This window comes from Acidovorax sp. NN32 (assembly GCF_057597245.1).
In genome coordinates, this window is sequence record NZ_CP199679.1 from 1,277,241 (window position 1) to 1,292,827 (window position 15,587).

At 63.8% G+C, this 15,587-nt stretch carries 17 protein-coding genes and 1 tRNA gene; 6 read left to right on the top strand and 12 right to left on the bottom strand.

All coding sequences use genetic code 11. From position 1 onward, the window contains the following. Positions 1-7 precede the first annotated feature (7 nt). Positions 8-628, bottom strand: coding sequence for a guanylate kinase (gene gmk, locus ACT89O_RS05950; RefSeq protein ID WP_055399040.1), 621 nt, complete (start codon positions 626-628; stop codon positions 8-10). Between the two features lie 36 nt (positions 629-664). Beyond that, positions 665-1,582: a YicC/YloC family endoribonuclease gene (locus ACT89O_RS05955; protein WP_121422508.1), complete on the bottom strand. Its 918-nt coding sequence runs from the start codon at positions 1,580-1,582 to the stop codon at positions 665-667. A gap of 75 nt (positions 1,583-1,657) precedes the next feature. On the opposite strand from ACT89O_RS05955, the gene ACT89O_RS05960 reads away from it, so the two are divergent. From ACT89O_RS05960 to hemW, 5 genes are all read left to right on the top strand, one after another. Then, positions 1,658-2,674: a serine/threonine protein kinase gene (locus tag ACT89O_RS05960; protein WP_008905072.1), complete on the top strand. Its 1,017-nt coding sequence runs from the start codon at positions 1,658-1,660 to the stop codon at positions 2,672-2,674. A gap of 28 nt (positions 2,675-2,702) precedes the next feature. Next, complete coding sequence (locus ACT89O_RS05965) at positions 2,703-3,605, top strand: PP2C family protein-serine/threonine phosphatase (protein WP_431152021.1); 903 nt, start codon at positions 2,703-2,705, stop codon at positions 3,603-3,605. Positions 3,606-3,808: 203 nt separating this feature from the next. Next, a complete protein-coding gene (gene rph, locus ACT89O_RS05970) occupies positions 3,809-4,543 on the top strand; it encodes a ribonuclease PH (RefSeq protein WP_487262078.1) in 735 nt (244 codons plus the stop codon). A 68-nt stretch (positions 4,544-4,611) separates the two neighbouring features. Next, positions 4,612-5,211 (top strand): RdgB/HAM1 family non-canonical purine NTP pyrophosphatase, encoded by a 600-nt coding sequence (gene rdgB / locus ACT89O_RS05975; RefSeq protein WP_182118292.1) that lies wholly within the window; start codon positions 4,612-4,614, stop codon positions 5,209-5,211. Positions 5,212-5,227: 16 nt separating this feature from the next. Beyond that, positions 5,228-6,487: a radical SAM family heme chaperone HemW gene (hemW, locus tag ACT89O_RS05980; RefSeq protein WP_121422510.1), complete on the top strand. Its 1,260-nt coding sequence runs from the start codon at positions 5,228-5,230 to the stop codon at positions 6,485-6,487. An 80-nt stretch (positions 6,488-6,567) separates the two neighbouring features. Here hemW and ACT89O_RS05985 read toward each other — a convergent pair whose 3' ends face one another. Beyond that, entirely contained in the window at positions 6,568-6,897 is a 330-nt protein-coding gene (locus tag ACT89O_RS05985; protein WP_121422511.1) for an I78 family peptidase inhibitor, read from the bottom strand. Positions 6,898-7,214: 317 nt separating this feature from the next. Between ACT89O_RS05985 and ACT89O_RS05990 the strand changes: the two genes are divergently transcribed. After that, a complete protein-coding gene (locus ACT89O_RS05990) occupies positions 7,215-8,966 on the top strand; it encodes a diguanylate cyclase domain-containing protein (RefSeq protein ID WP_487262079.1) in 1,752 nt (583 codons plus the stop codon). 604 nt (positions 8,967-9,570) lie between these two features. Here the strand turns inward: ACT89O_RS05990 and ACT89O_RS05995 are convergent. The 9 genes from ACT89O_RS05995 to ACT89O_RS06035 all read right to left on the bottom strand — a co-directional run bounded on the left by ACT89O_RS05995 (position 9,571) and on the right by ACT89O_RS06035 (position 15,436). Continuing rightward, positions 9,571-9,658 (bottom strand) — tRNA-Ser (locus tag ACT89O_RS05995). Positions 9,659-9,677: 19 nt separating this feature from the next. Beyond that, positions 9,678-10,355: an urease accessory protein UreG gene (ureG, locus tag ACT89O_RS06000; protein ID WP_228898687.1), complete on the bottom strand. Its 678-nt coding sequence runs from the start codon at positions 10,353-10,355 to the stop codon at positions 9,678-9,680. Between the two features lie 50 nt (positions 10,356-10,405). Further along, positions 10,406-11,116 (bottom strand): urease accessory protein UreF, encoded by a 711-nt coding sequence (locus ACT89O_RS06005; protein ID WP_487262080.1) that lies wholly within the window; start codon positions 11,114-11,116, stop codon positions 10,406-10,408. Positions 11,117-11,127: 11 nt separating this feature from the next. Then, on the bottom strand, positions 11,128-11,766 hold the full coding sequence (gene ureE / locus ACT89O_RS06010; RefSeq protein ID WP_487262081.1) for an urease accessory protein UreE: 639 nt from the start codon (positions 11,764-11,766) through the stop codon (positions 11,128-11,130). A gap of 70 nt (positions 11,767-11,836) precedes the next feature. Continuing rightward, on the bottom strand, positions 11,837-12,325 hold the full coding sequence (locus ACT89O_RS06015; RefSeq protein WP_055399020.1) for a GNAT family N-acetyltransferase: 489 nt from the start codon (positions 12,323-12,325) through the stop codon (positions 11,837-11,839). 12 nt (positions 12,326-12,337) lie between these two features. After that, entirely contained in the window at positions 12,338-14,056 is a 1,719-nt protein-coding gene (ureC, locus tag ACT89O_RS06020) for an urease subunit alpha (RefSeq protein WP_487262082.1), read from the bottom strand. A 90-nt stretch (positions 14,057-14,146) separates the two neighbouring features. Beyond that, positions 14,147-14,452 (bottom strand): urease subunit beta, encoded by a 306-nt coding sequence (locus ACT89O_RS06025; RefSeq protein WP_121507378.1) that lies wholly within the window; start codon positions 14,450-14,452, stop codon positions 14,147-14,149. 25 nt (positions 14,453-14,477) lie between these two features. Then, the gene (locus tag ACT89O_RS06030; RefSeq protein ID WP_121507377.1) at positions 14,478-15,092 is read right to left on the bottom strand and encodes a HupE/UreJ family protein; all 615 of its coding nucleotides are present in this window, start codon (positions 15,090-15,092) and stop codon (positions 14,478-14,480) included. 41 nt (positions 15,093-15,133) lie between these two features. Beyond that, on the bottom strand, positions 15,134-15,436 hold the full coding sequence (locus tag ACT89O_RS06035; protein ID WP_055399013.1) for an urease subunit gamma: 303 nt from the start codon (positions 15,434-15,436) through the stop codon (positions 15,134-15,136). Positions 15,437-15,587 lie beyond the last annotated feature (151 nt).

The window sequence follows — 15,587 nt, forward strand, 5'->3', positions numbered from 1 at the left end:
CGGGGATTCAGGTGATATTGAGCGACTGGAAGGTGTCAGCACGGGCGCGGCGCTGGGCGGCGTACTTGAGTCGCTGGGCGTGAACTACGGCTTTCAGGTCGAAAAGCGCGCGCTCAAACAACTCATTGATTATAACGAAGTCAAATTTGCTCACCTGGGCCATCTCGGTAGCCGCGTTCTTGAGACGGACTTCGATGACATCGGGGGAGTCTTCGCCCCGTCGTTCCAGGCGCGAACGCAGTTCTTCCCAGCTGGGGGGCAGGATGAACACGAGGATGGCATTCGCGAAGGCTTCCTTGATCTGCAGCGCGCCCTGAAAGTCGATTTCCAGGATCACATCCGAGCCTTGTGCAATGCGCTCCTCGATCGCCTTCTTGGAGGTGCCATAGCGGTTGCCATGTACATGCGCCCATTCCACGAAGGCGTTGCCTTCCACCATGGCATCAAACTCGGATTGCGACGCAAAGTAGTAGTCGCGGCCATGTTTTTCTTGCCCGCGCGGAGCGCGGGTGGTGTGGGAGATCGACAGGTGGACGTGGGAGTCCAGTTCCAGCAAGGCCTTGACCAGGCTGGATTTGCCTGCGCCGCTGGGGGCTGCAACTACGATGAGATTTCCGGGATAGTCCATAGTTGATGTGCGCGAAGCGCTATCAAAAAATGAGTGTTATTCGATGTTCTGTACTTGCTCACGCATCTGCTCTATCAGCACTTTCATGTCCACGCTGATGCGGGTCAGGTCAAGAGCGGCAGATTTGGAGCCCAGCGTATTGGCCTCGCGGTGGAGTTCCTGGATCAGGAAGTCCAGGCGCTTGCCCACCTCGCCGCCCTTCTTGAGCAGGCGTTCGATCTCGTCCAGGTGGGAGTCCAGCCGGGTGATTTCCTCCGCCACATCAATGCGGATGGCAAACGCCGTGGCTTCGGTCAGCGCGCGGTCGCGGGCGGCCTCGGGCAGGGTGGCACCGTCGGTCAGCGCCATGGCTTCCTTCCAGCGCTCCATGAAGCGCAGTCGCTGTTGCTCGACCAGCAGCGGCACCATGGGGACGGCCTGTTCGGCCAGGGCGCGCAATTGCTTGACCCGGTCCAGCAGCATGGTGGCCAGGCGCTTGCCCTCCCGTTCGCGGGCGGCCATCAGGGCGGTCAGGGCTTCTTCGGCCAAAGCAGGAACGGCATCGCTCCAGTCTTCAGAGCCCGATGGGGCGTTGGCGCACAGGCGCAGGGCGTCGGCTACCGTGAGGGGCGCCGCGGTCGGCAGCCATGCCTTGACGGAATCTTGCAAAGAATTGAGCCGTTGCAGCAGCCGCGCGGGCGGGTCTTGCAGGGTGTTGCTGTCCTCGTTCTCCAGGGCCGCGCGGACTTCAACCTTGCCGCGCTTGAGGCGGGCGGTCAGCAGGCTGCGCAGCGCGGGCTCCATGGCACGCAGTTCATCGGGGAGGCGGAACGAAAGGTCTAGGAAGCGGCTGTTGACCGAGCGGATTTCCAGCCCCAGTCTGCGTGATTGGGGCGCGCGGGTGTCGTTTTCAGCGCCAGTGGCAGATGCGCCATGCTGTGCGCTGGCGTATCCGGTCATGCTGTAAACTGGCATTGGACTTTTTGATGGTTGCTTGCGATCCGGCGATTATCCGGGTTCCGCTCCACCCCCGAGTCATCTTCGCAAAATATGTCAAAAATCAAGCCGGCTCCTTTGCCGCCCGATACCGCAATTGGCGGCTACCGCGTGGTGCGCCGGTTGTCTTCTGGCGGCTTTGGTGTGGTCTATCTGGCCCTGGATGCCGAAGGGCAACAGGTCGCCATCAAGGAATACCTTCCTTCGTCGCTGGCCACGCGTGCACCGGGCGAGCTGCTGCCCAAGGTGCAGTCCGAAAAACTCTCGCTCTACCGCCTGGGGCTCAAGAGCTTCTTTGAAGAAGGCCGGGCGCTGGCCCAGATCTCGCACGCCTCTGTGGTGAGCGTGCTCAACTTCTTCCGCGAGAACGAAACCGTCTACATGGTGATGAACTACCTGGAGGGTGCGACCCTGCAGGACTTCATCATCACCGCGCGCGACCTGAAAACACAGAAGGTCTTCCGCGAATCCACCATCCGCTCGCTGTTCGACGAGGTGCTGCGCGGGCTGCGCATCGTGCACCAGCACAAGATGCTGCATCTTGATATCAAGCCGGCCAACATCTTCATCACCGACGACAACAAGGCCGTGATGATCGACTTTGGCGCTGCGCGTGAGGTGCTGTCCAAAGAGGGCAACTTTATCCGCCCGATGTACACGCCCGGCTTTGCCGCTCCCGAGATGTACCGGCGCGATTCGTCCATGGGCCCCTGGACCGATATTTACGCGATTGGTGCCTGCATCTACGCCTGCATGCAAGGCTTTCCGCCCAACGAGGCGCCCCAGCGCATCGAAAAGGACCGCCTCTCGCTGGCCTTGACCAAGCTGCGTGGCGTGTACTCCGACAACCTCATCGAGGTGGTGGAATGGTGCATGGCGCTCGATCCGCTGTCGCGCCCGCAGTCGGTGTTTGCGCTGCAAAAGGAACTGAGCCGCGAGGGCGAGCGCCGCTACACCAAACTGACGGTGGCCGAGAAGATGCGCCTGCAGCTCGACACCCTGGTGTCCGACACCAAGAAGAATGTGCAAAAGGTGGGTGAAGCCACCGGTATCGGAGCCAAACCCAAATGAACCCGAAGCCCTCTTTGCGTGAGTCGCTATGAAATTCTCGGTTTTCCAGATCAGCCGCCGTGGTGGCCGCGAGAAGAACGAAGACCGCATGGGCTATTGCTACACGCGCGAATCGGGCCTGTTTGTGTTGGCCGACGGCATGGGTGGCCACCCGGAAGGCGAAGTGGCTGCACAGATTGCACTGCAGACCATCTCGGCTTTGTTCCAGCGCCAAGCCAAGCCGCAGCTCAAGGATGTGCAGGAGTTTCTGTCGGGCGCGCTGCTGGCGGCGCACCACCAGATCCTGCGCTACGCCACCGACAAGGGCATGCTCGACACGCCGCGCACCACGCTGGTGGCAGCGGTTTTGCAGGGCGGCACGGCCACTTGGGTGCATTGTGGCGATTCGCGGCTGTACATGGTGCGCGACGGTGATTTGCTCACACGCACCCGCGACCATTCCTACATGGAGCTGCGCAACTCCCCACCGCCGGGCCTGGAGCGCATCAACCGCAACGTGCTGTTCACCTGCCTGGGCTCGCCCACCAAGCCCATCTATGACATCACCGGCCCGGTTTACCTGGAGCAGGGCGACCGCATTTTGCTGTGTTCGGATGGGCTGTGGGGCACCCTCAGCGACGAGGAGATTTCCACCCAACTCGGCCGCAACACCGTGTCGCATGCTGTGCCCGAGCTGGTGGAAGACGCACTGCGCAAGGCGGGGGACAGCAGCGACAACGTGACCGTTATAGCTCTGGAGTGGGAGACGCCCGACGCCTTCGAATCCACCCAGGGCGTCTCGACCGACAGCATCAGCGACGACGTGTTTGCGTCCACTATCCAGGCAGGGCCACTCGATGGCCTGGTGGATGACCTGGACGATGCCGCCATCGAGCGGTCCATCGCCGAAATCAACGAAGCCATTCGCCGCTCGGCCGCACGGAAAGCATGATACCCCCCTGAGTCGCTGCGCGCCTTCCACCTTCTCTCGAATCGCTGTGCGATTCGGGAAAAGGGACACTGCCAGTGCACGCAAGGGAGACGCAGCTACGCAGCCTGGGCGGCCCTTGCGCGGCGGTCGGTGGCCTTGGCCGCGCGTTTCGGGCGAGCCTTTGGTCATGCATGAGGCACGCCCGTTTTTCTACTGAAAATTTTATGACCACCTTCACCCGCACCGGCGACCGAGCCGCCCACCAGCTGCGCCCTGTGCGCATCACCCGCCACTACACCATGCATGCCGAGGGCTCGGTGCTGATCGAGTTCGGCAACACCAAAGTGCTCTGCACCGCTTCGGTGGAAGAGCGCGTGCCGCCCCACAAGCGCGGCAGCGGCGAGGGTTGGGTCACGGCCGAATACGGCATGTTGCCCCGCGCCACCCACACCCGCAGTGACCGCGAGGCCGCGCGGGGCAAACAAACCGGCCGCACGCAAGAGATCCAGCGCCTCATCGGCCGCAGCCTGCGGGCCGTGTTTGACCTCAAGCTGCTGGGCGAGCGCACCATCCAGCTCGATTGCGACGTGATCCAGGCCGATGGCGGTACCCGTACCGCGGCCATCACCGGCGCCTGGGTGGCCGCGCAGGATGCGGTCAACCAGCTGCTGGCCAGCGGCAAGATCACGCAGTCGCCGCTGCTCCAGCCGGTGGCGGCCATCTCGGTCGGCATCGTGCAGGGCACGCCGCTGCTGGATCTTGAATATGTGGAGGACGTGGACTGCGACACGGACATGAACGTGGTGATGACGGGCGCAGGCCACTTTGTGGAAGTGCAGGGCACGGCCGAAGGCGTGGCGTTTACCCGGGCGGAGATGGACCAGCTGCTCGCGCTGGCCGAAAAAGGCATCGCAGAGCTGGTGCAGTTGCAGCAGCGGGCGCTGCTGCAAACCCCCTAACCCGCTGATACTCACTAATTGATAGCTGCTTGCGCTTGCTGGATAAGCGCTAGATGCCAATTTGAATCATGAAAATCGTTCTTGCATCCAACAACCGTGGCAAGCTGGCCGAGCTGCAGTCCATGTTCGCGCCACTCGGGGTCGAGCTGGTTCGCCAGGCCGACTTGGGCGTGGGTGAGGCCGAAGAGCCATTTCGCACCTTTGTGGAGAATGCCTTGGCCAAAGCCCGCTTTGCCTCGGCCCACACCGGCCTGCCCGCCTTGGCGGATGACGCCGGTATGTGTGTGGATGCCTTTGGCGGCCTGCCGGGCGTCGATACCGCCTACTACTGCACCCAGTTTGGCTACGAGAAAAGCGACGACAACAATGTGCGCGCCCTGCTGGAGCAGCTGCAGGGCGTCGCCAACCGCCGCGCCGCCATGGTCAGCACCCTGGTTGCCGTGCGCAGCCCGCAAGACCCTGAGCCGCTGATTGCTGTGGGCCGGGTGGTGGGCGAGATCACCACCGAACCCCGGGGCAGCAACGGATTTGGTTTCGACCCCGTGATGTTTATCCCCGAATTCGGCAAGACCTTTGCCGAGCTGCCTGTGGAAGTGAAGAACGCCCACAGCCACCGGGGCCGCTCGGCCGCGCAGATGCTGGCGCTGATGCGCGAACGCTGGCTGTAGAAGGGACGACAAGAACGTGGCCCACATCCCGATCACGCCGCAGGCTGAGGCCGAACCCGCCGTGGTGCGCGACATCCAGCACTACATGCGCCCCGGCCTGCTGCAGCTGCCCAGCCTGCCACCGTTGTCGCTGTATGTGCACCTGCCGTGGTGCCTCAAGAAATGCCCGTACTGCGACTTCAACTCGCATGAGTACCGCGAAGGTGGCAGCGATGCGGCGGGCAATGCAGGGGTGCCCGAGCAGCGCTACATCGACGCGCTGATGGCCGACCTGGAGGCCGCGCTGCCGCTCATCTGGGGCCGCACGGTGCACAGCATCTTTATCGGTGGGGGCACGCCCAGCCTGTTTTCACCAGCCGCCATTGACCGGCTGATTGGCGACATCCGCGCCCGCCTGCTCCTTGCGCCCGACTGCGAGATCACCTTGGAGGCCAACCCCGGCACGTTCGAGAAAGACCGCTTCCGCGCCTTCCGGGCGGCGGGCGTCACGCGGCTGTCGGTGGGGGTGCAAAGCTTCAACGACCAGCACCTCAAGGCCCTGGGCCGCGTGCATGACCGCAGCCAGGCCTTGGCGGCGGTGGAGGAGGCCGCCGCGTCGTTTGACACCTACAACCTCGACATCATGTACGCGCTGCCAGGCCAGACGCCGCAAGAGCTGGAGCAGGACATGTTGACGGCATTGGCCTTCAAACCGCCGCACATCTCCATCTACCACCTCACCATCGAGCCCAACACCTACTTCGCCAAGTTTCCGCCGGCCATCCCCGAGGACGACCAGGCCTACGCCATGCTCGACCGCATCACCGAGATGACGGGCCAGGTGGGCATGGCGCGCTACGAAATATCGGCCTACGCGCAGCCCGGCCACCAGTGTTTCCACAACACCAACTACTGGCAGTTTGGCGATTACCTGGGCATTGGCGCGGGCGCACACAGCAAACTCAGTTTTGCGCACCGCGTGGTGCGCCAGGTGCGCTTTCGCGACCCAGGCCGCTACATGGACAACGCCCTGGCCGGCAGGGCTGTGGCGCAGGATGAAGACGTGCGCCGGGCCGAACTTCCGTTTGAATACATGCTCAACGCCCTGCGCCTGCGCGGTGGTTTTGCGCTGCAGGATTTCATGGATCGCACGGGTTTGCCGCTGACCACCATCGCCAAGGGGTTGAGGGCGGCGGAGAGCAAAGGTTTGATCGAGCGCGACCTGACCAATGTGCGCCCGACAGAGCGGGGCTTTGATTTTCTGAGCGACCTGCAGGAGCTGTTCCTGGCGGACTGACCGGCGCTACCGCCGATGCCGTGGCGCCGCAGTGCCTGTCTGCGTTTGGCGCTGCGTGCAGCGCAGCGTCCTCCGTGAGGTTAGCCGCAGCGCACCGCCACAATGCGGCCGTTGGCATCCACCTCCAGATTGAGCCGCTGGGCATTGAATTCCTTGGTGATGACCTGGCCGGGTCGCAAGACGCGGGCCATTTGTGCGCCCGACCGCACCCGGGCCAACTCCACCACCGATGCCGTGCTGTTCTGCCCCACCGCCGACTGGGCCGGCTGGGCGTTGCACAGGCCGCCTGGCGCGGGCTCTGCCGGCGCAGGGCTGCCAGAGGGGGCAGGGGGCTGGCCTTGGCTGGCGCAACCCGTCATCAGCGCCGCAACCACCAGGCTGCCAGAGATGCCAAAAGGGATTTTCGTCATGGGTGAGGCTCCAGAAAACAAGACCCTCACCATACCGGAAGCCCTGTGAGCGCGGGTGTCCACGCGTAACACGGGGGGAGGGCGGTTGTCCCTCCAGCTGGTTGGATGACTTGATGAGGGTCAAGAAAATGTTGACTGAATGCGACAGGCAGTGCGCCTCCCTTGCACGAAGGGTGCCCGGCGATGGTTTGCCGTAAGGCCCTGTCCGCACAATGGACTGTTGGTGGTCTGCGCCCCGCACTGGGTAGGCAGAACACCGGGGCCAGTGTGGAGCGCACGGGCTTCTGGCAACCGAGTTTGTGCATCCCCGAACCACCATGTCCGACGATCCCATCTTCAGCCTCATCCACTCTCTCGGCGACACCCTGGATGGTCTGGACGTCGCCTTGTGCGCGTTTGACGAAAACGATTGCACGCTCGCATGGAACCGTACGTTCTTCAAGTTCTTCCCGGAGCATGAGGGGCATGTCTACGTGGGTGAGCCCTACCACGCGAATCTGCGGCGCTTTTACACCGAGCGGCTGGATGCGCAGGAGTTGCCCAATATCGACCGCTACATTGCGGCAGGCGTGGAGCGGCACCGTGCACAGACGCGCCCCTACAGCTTTGAACACCGGGGCCTGCGGGTCCACGTATCGTCGTTGCCGATCGCCGGGGTGGGGCGCGTGCGGGTCTGGCGTGCAGAGGCGGTGCAAAGTCCACAAGAACAGGAAAAGCTGGAGAAGGTGGGCGATGTCAACATCCACGAGCCCGGATATCCGCGCAGCCCCATGGTGGAAAGCACAGAGCTTTTTGACCGCATTCCCGATGGCTTGATGATCTGTGGGGAGGACCAGCGCATTCAATGGGTAAACGAGCCGTTCATGCAGATGTACAGCCTTGTTGATCGCGCCGCTGCAACGGGCCTGAGCTTTGAGGACATTTACCGGGGGGCCTGGGCTGCGGATGGGCCGGGTGACATGGCGCCCTTTTATGAGGGGCTCACCATCCTGCACGAACACATGCGGTTTGCAGGCGCACCGTTTGAGGTGCCCTTGCCCCGCAACCGCTGGAGCCGCGTGATCGCCAAGCAGGGTTTGGACGGGACCGTGTTCTATGCACATGTGGATATCACCGAGTTCAAGCGCCAGCAACGTCGGCTTGCCCAGGCCGAGCGCAGTGCCCGCGACAGCGAGGCGCAACTGCGTGAGAAGTCCATCCTGCTGGAGGCCACGTTGGAAAACATGGACCAGGGCGTGGCCAAGATCAGCGCCACGGGCATTGTGGAGCTGTGCAATCGCCGCGCGCTAGAGCTGCTGGATTTGCCCGTCGAACTGATGGCCTCCAAGCCCTCGCTGGTGAATGTACTGGCCTACCTGCGCGCACGGGGCGAGTTTGACGGGGCCTCGCAAGAGATCCAAGACATGCTGCTGAACAGTGACGGCGGGGTCGATCAGCAGCAGGTCTATGACCGCCCCCGGCCCGACGGGCGCATCCTGGAGGTCCAGACCGTGCCCATCAAAGATGGAGGTGCGCTGCGCACCTTCACCGACGTGACGCAGCGCAAACAGGCCGAGCGTCGCATACGGCATGTTGCCGAACACGATGGACTCACGGGGTTGCTGAACCGCTCGGCCTTCCTGCAAACCCTTCAGGCGGCGGTGCCCGATGCGCGGCGCCAGGACCAGGGCTTTGCCGTGTTGTATGTGGACCTGGACGGCTTCAAGCCCATCAACGACCGCTTCGGACATGCCGTGGGCGACCAATTGCTGGCGTGGGTGGCCCGGCAGCTCGCCCAGGCGGCGCGCGAAAACGACGTGGTGGCGCGGCTGGGGGGCGACGAATTTGCTCTGCTGCAGCGTGGCGTCTCTGACCCCGACAGCGCTCTCCGGCTGGGCGAGCGCCTGGTGCAGGCCATTGCCCAGCCGACGGAAATTGAATCGCATTTCATCCAGATCGGAGCCTCTGTAGGCATCGTGATGTCGTCTGCCGACGCCACGAACGCCGAAGAGCTGCTGCGCAAGGCCGATTCCGCGATGTACCTGGCGAAAGCCTCTGGGCGCGGTTGTGTGCGGATTTATGGTGCGTGACCGCCCAGCGTGTACGCGCCGGGTCAGCGGGCTTGGAAGACGTCCTTCAGAAAGTCGAAGATGTCCTACACACCTCGGTCACGGGGCGGCCTACTATTTGTCCGTCGATACCCCGTCGACATCCCTCCCGCTTGCACAAGCAAGTGTTCAGCCCGCACCCAGCGGGCTTTTTTTTGCCCGTTTCCCGTCCTGCCAGTGCCTGCACCGCTAACCGCAAGACATGGGACTTGTAATGAATGAGCAGGTGAATACTGGGTTCTTTGACTCCATCCTCTGCACGTTGCGCTAGGGGGCTGCATCATTCACAGCCAGGTGGGGTGTCATCGTGGGGCCACCGCTTTTGATTACAAAACCAGAATGATTCTGTACAAGCCCGGGGCGCAATTCATCTACAAGGGCCGACGTGTCAGCGTGGACTACGTCATCATCCGAAGAACGGGCCTGTGGGTCCGATTGGCCGGCAGTGAGGAGGTGTGCCGACCAGAAGATCTGACACCCATTTCGCCCCATGCTTCTGGCTTGCCCGAAGGCCGCCACTGACGGCGGGTAGGGTGGTGGGGCACAAAGCACAACGGGCCGTGAAGGCCCGTTCTGCTGGATGTTTTGGCGGAGACTGTGAGATTCGAACTCACGGACGGTTGCCCGTCGGCAGTTTTCAAGACTGCTGGTTTAAACCACTCACCCAAGTCTCCGGGAGGGAAGGCGCGAATTCTAGCTGACTGCGGGTGCTGATTTTTTCAGCATGCCCCGGGTCTCGATGAACTTCACCACATCGGCCACGCCTGCCAGGGTTTTGAGATTGGTCATCACAAACGGTTTGAGGCCCTGGGCGTTGGTGCGCATGCGGGTGGTGTCGGCATGCATCACGTCCAGGTTGGCGCCCACGTGGGGGGCCAAGTCGGTCTTGTTGATGATGAACAGATCGCTCTTGGTGATGCCGGGGCCGCCCTTGCGGGGGATTTTTTCGCCAGCGGCCACGTCGATCACGTAGATGGTGAGGTCCGAGAGCTCGGGGCTGAAGGTGGCGGCCAAGTTGTCGCCGCCGCTTTCTACAAACACGATGTCGGCGTTGGGGAACTCGCCCAGCATGCGGTCGATGGCTTCGAGGTTGATGGAGCAGTCTTCGCGGATGGCGGTGTGGGGGCAGCCGCCGGTTTCCACACCCAGGATGCGTTCGGCAGGCAGGGCACCGCTCACAGTCAGCAGGCGCTGGTCTTCCTTGGTGTAGATGTCGTTGGTGATGGCGATGAGGTCGTATTCATCGCGCATGGTCTTGCACAGCATTTCCAGCAGCGTGGTCTTGCCGGAGCCCACGGGGCCGCCGATGCCGACGCGCAGGGGGGGCAGGTTTTTGGTGCGGTTCGGGATGTGGTGCAGTGTGTTGGTCATGGCGTAATTTACTATCAAATCAATAGCTACTAGCGCAGGATTCGCAAGCGCTAGGAGCGAAAAAGTCTTGAATATTGCACTTCGTGCTGGGCGCTCAGGATGGCCAGCATCGGCGAGAAGGCCTGGCGCTCGCTATCCATCAGGCCTATGGCGTGGTCGGCGGCGGCAGGTATGGCATCGGCCAGTTTTGCGAGGATGCGCTGGCCTGCGCTTTGGCCCAGCTGCATGGATTTGAGGGCGGCCTGCACCATGTTTTCGGCCCAGCCGAAGGCGTAGGCCAGCAGAACATCGCGCACGGGCGCCTGGGTGGTGGAGGCGGCCAGTGCAAATGCCACGGGGTACGTGGGGGGCAGTGCGGCCAGGTGGCGGATGGCGGGCAGGGTCTCTTCGTCACCCTGGTGCTGGTTGCGCAGCCAGTCGGTCATCGACCGGCCCATCTGCTCGGTCTGTAGCCGCAGTTCGCTGGTTTCGCGGGTGTGTAGCACCCAGTCGTTGAGTTCGCGCACGTGCGTCCAGTCGGCGCGGCGCCAGGCGCCTGCTGCTTTGGCGATGAGGGCCATGTCGCCGCGCGCCTGCGTGATGTGCAACTGGTCTAGCAGCCAGTCGCCCACGGCGGTTTCGCTGGCGAGGCCCGCGTTTTCAATGGCGCTTTCCAGCCCTTCGGAATACGAGAACCCGCCCACGGGCAGCGCGGGGGAGGCGAGCCACATCAGCTGCAGGAAGCTGGCGGCGGGCAGGGGCGCGGGGCGGTCCAGGCGCATGGAGCGGGGAGTCAGTGGTCGTGGTTGCAGTGGGGGCCGTGCACATGCCCCTGGGCCACCACGGGGATGGACACGGTGCGCCCGGGGCCTGGGGCTGCGGTGTTTGCTGCTGCGTGGCTGTGATCATGGCTGTGATCGTGCCCATGGTCATGTCCGTGATCATGCCCACCATGGTGGTGGTGCCCGCCACCGTGTCCCGCCGCATAGGCCCCGCCTTCGGGTTCAAAGGGCAAGTTCTGCTCGGTCACGATCAGGTGCATCGCGCGCAGCATGTCGGCCAGCACGTGGTCGGGTTCGATCTTGAGGTGGTCGGGCTGCAGCTCGATAGGCACGTGCCGGTTGCCCAAGTGGTAGGCGGCGCGGGTCAGGTCGAAGGGGGTGCCGTGCTGTGTGCAGTGCGTGATGACCAGCACGGGCTGCGGTGCGGCGATGACGCGGACCATGGAGCCGTCTTCGGCCACCAGCACGTCACCGCCGCGCACCAGCGTGCCGCGCGGCAGGAAGATGCCCAGCTCGCGCCCGGCAGAGTCGGTGGCGGCAAAGCGGCTTTTCTGGCGCACGTCCCAGTCCAGCTCGATGGTGGTGGCGCGCTTGACCAGTACGGGCGCAAGGCTCTTGCCTTGGGGGATCAGTTTGGAGGCTTGGATCATGGAGACTCTTTGTTGCAGCGGGCAAACGCGCATTGTGTGCCAGGGGCTCAACCCTGGGCAGCGCGTTTGTTTACAGCGTACGGGTCATGAAGAAGCTGTAAGGGTCGAGGCAGTAGTCGGCAAAAGGGCCGCATTCGACGAAGCCTTTCTGCAGGTAGAGCTGCCGCGCGGGTTCGAAGAAGGGTTGCGTACCGGTCTCCAGGCTCACGCGGGCAAAGCCGCGTGCGCGGGCCTCTTGCAGCAAATGGTTCAGCAGCTGGCGCGCAATGCCCTGGCCGCGATGGCGGGTGCTGGTGCGCATGGATTTGAGTTCAGCGTGGCCGGCATCGAGCCGCTTGAGCGCGCCCGTGCCCACCAGCATGTCGCCATCCGCTCCGGTCAGCCAGGCAGACCAGAACGCGATGTTCGGCTGGCGCAGCTGGTCCATGTCCAGCGCGTGCACGCTTTCAGGCGGTGAAACGGCGCGCATGTCCACCAGGTGCTCTTGCATGAAGGCTTCAATGCGCGGGTCGCTCAGGTCGTCCAGGCGGATCATCAGGTCTTGCAATACGGCGCTCATGGGACGTGGGCCTCAGAACAAAAAGTAGCGCTGCGCCATGGGCAGCACGGTGGCGGGCTCGCAAGTGAGCAGCTGCCCATCAGCGCGTACCGAATAAGTCTGCGCGTCGATTTCCATCTTTGGGGTGTAGCTGTTGTGCACCATGTGCTGTTTGCGCACGCCCCGGATGTTGCGCACGGCGCTCAGCGTTTTGCGCAGGCCGAAGCGCTCACCGATGCCCGCCGCCAAACCCGCCTGCGAGACAAAGGTGAGGGAGGTCTTGGCAATCGCTCCGCCAAACGCGCCAAACATCGGCCGGTAGTGCACGGGCTGGGGCGTGGGGATGGAGGCATTCGGGTCGCCCATCGCCGCCATGGCGATGAGGCCACCCTTCAAGATGAGCGCGGGCTTCACACCGAAGAATGCGGGCTTCCAGATGACGATGTCGGCCCATTTGCCCACTTCGAGCGAACCCACTTCATGGCTGATGCCGTGGGCGATGGCGGGGTTGATGGTGTACTTGGCCACGTAGCGCTTGATGCGCGTGTTGTCGTTGCGGGCGCTGTCGCCTTGCAGGCTGCCGCGCTGCACCTTCATCTTGTGCGCGGTTTGCCAGGTGCGCAGGATGACTTCGCCCACGCGGCCCATGGCCTGGCTGTCGCTGGACATCATGCTGATGGCGCCCAGGTCGTGCAGGATGTCTTCTGCGGCAATCGTCTCCTTGCGGATGCGGCTTTCGGCAAAGGCCAGGTCTTCGGCAATGCTGGCATCGAGGTGGTGGCACACCATGAGCATGTCCACATGCTCGTCGAGCGTGTTGTGCGTGTACGGCATGGTGGGGTTGGTGGAGCTGGGCAGGAAGTTGTCCTCGCCCACCACGCGCAGGATGTCCGGTGCGTGTCCTCCCCCCGCGCCTTCGGTGTGGAAGGCACAGATGCTGCGCCCGCCCACGGCGGCAATGGTGTTCTCCACAAAGCCCGATTCGTTGAGCGTGTCGCTGTGGATGGCCACCTGCGTGTCGGTTTCTTCGGCCACGTCCAGGCAGTTGCTGATGGCCGCGGGCGTAGTGCCCCAGTCTTCGTGCAGCTTGAGGCCAATGGCGCCTGCGTTGATCTGCTCATGCAGGGCATCGGGCAGGCTGGCGTTGCCTTTGCCGAGAAAGCCCAGGTTCATCGGGAAAGCGTCGGCGGCCTGCAGCATGCGCTCCATGTTGAAGGGGCCCGACGTGCAGGTGGTGGCCAGCGTGCCCGTGGCGGGGCCGGTGCCGCCGCCCAGCATGGTGGTCACGCCGCTGGCCAGGGCCTCTTCAATCTGCTGCGGGCAGATGAAGTGGATGTGGCTGTCGATGCCGCCTGCAGTGACGATGTTGCCCTCGCAGCTGATGACCTCGGTGCCGGGTCCGATGATGATGTCCACGCCCGGCTGGGTGTCGGGGTTGCCGGCTTTGCCGATGGATGCGATGCGGCCTGCGCGCAAGCCGATGTCGGCCTTGAAGATGCCGGTGTGGTCCACAACGAGGGCATTGGTCAGCACCGTGTCCACCGCCCCCTGGGCGTTGCTGCGCTGGCTTTGTGCCATGCCGTCGCGAATGGTCTTGCCGCCGCCAAACTTCACCTCTTCGCCGTAGCTGCCTGCGCGCAGCGTGTGATCGGCTTCGACTTCGAGAATGAGTTCGGTGTCGGCCAGGCGCACGCGGTCGCCCACGGTGGGGCCAAACATTTCGGCGTAGGCGCGTCGTCCAATGGTTGCCATGGGTGTGCTCCGCGAGAAACTGATTACTATGTTTTTAATAGCTTCCAGCGCTTATCCATAAAGCGCTAGAGGCTGTTTTGACCTGAATTTTTACAGTGCGCCCTGTACCAGGCCCTGAAAGCCGTACACGCGGCAATCGCCCGCGTAGTCCACCAGCTCTACGGTGCGCTCCTGGCCGGGCTCAAAGCGCACGGCCGTGCCGGATGCAATGTTCAGCCGCATGCCGCGTGCGGCGGCACGGTCAAAACCCAGGGCGTTGTTGGTCTCGGCAAAGTGGTAGTGCGAGCCCACCTGGATCGGGCGGTCGCCGGTGTTGCGTACCACCAGCGTGAGGGTGCGGCGGCCGGTGTTGAGCGGGTGTTCACCGGGTTCGGTGAAGAGTTCGCCTGGGATCATTGCGTGCTCCTGGTGGGTCAACGGGTCAGGCCATTTGCGCGAGCAGCGCACCACCGAACACTGCCACGCCCGCACCTGCGGCGCGCGCCAGCCACACATGGCGGTGGCGCAGTGCCCAGCCCGCCGCGAGGCCCGTGCCATGCAGCAGCACGGTGGCGGTCAGCATGCCCGCCAATGTTTGCCAGGCGCTGCCGCTGCCTGCCAACTCGTAGCCATGGGCCACGCCGTGGAAGACTGCGAACACGCCCACACCCAGCGCCGCCAGCAGTCCGGGCACGCGCAGGCGCGACACGACGAGCAGGCCTGTGACCAGCAGCGACGCAGCAATCATCGGCTCCACAGCAGGCAGCGCCACGCCCCGCAGGCCCAGCACGGCGCCCACCAGCAGCATGGCCGCAAAGCCCACGGGGCCCCATAGCAGTTCGCGCCCGGCGCTGCGTGCGGCCAGGGCGCTCCACAGGCCCACGGCCACCATGGCGGCCAGGTGGTCCAGGCCGAACAGGGGGTGGGCAAGGCCGCTGAAGAAACTGTTGTGGATGTGGGATTCAGCGCCTGTATGGGCGTTGGCGCACGTGCTGATTGCGCTGGCAGCTATGAAAAGGAGAGCGGCTGTGTGGCGGTGTGAGAGTGCGATGCGCATGGGGGCTCCACAGAGAGAACGAGGGACAGAGAGAAAGGGGGTCAGACGATCGGTTGATGGACGGTGACCAGCTTGGTGCCGTCAGGGAAGGTGGCCTCGACCTGGATGTCCGGAATCATCTCGGCGATGCCGTCCATCACGTCCGCGCGGGTGAGCACGGTGCGGCCCTCGCTCATCAATTGCGCCACGGTCTTGCCGTCGCGGGCGCCTTCCATCACGGCGGCGCTGATCAGGGCCATGGCCTCGGGGTAGTTGAGCTTCAGGCCCCGGGCCTTGCGGCGCTCGGCCAGCAGGGCGGCGGTAAAGATCAGCAGCTTGTCTTTCTCACGAGGGGTCAGTTCCATGTCGTTCTGCTCAATGTAAGGAGGGGTGGGCTCGTGTGGCGGGTTGTCCAGGCCGGACACACGGGGCAATCGTCATCGATGGCCGTGCGGTCCGAAGGGCAGCGGATTCATCATAGGCAGCAAGCCCCGTGCCCGCCATACGCCAGAGGGC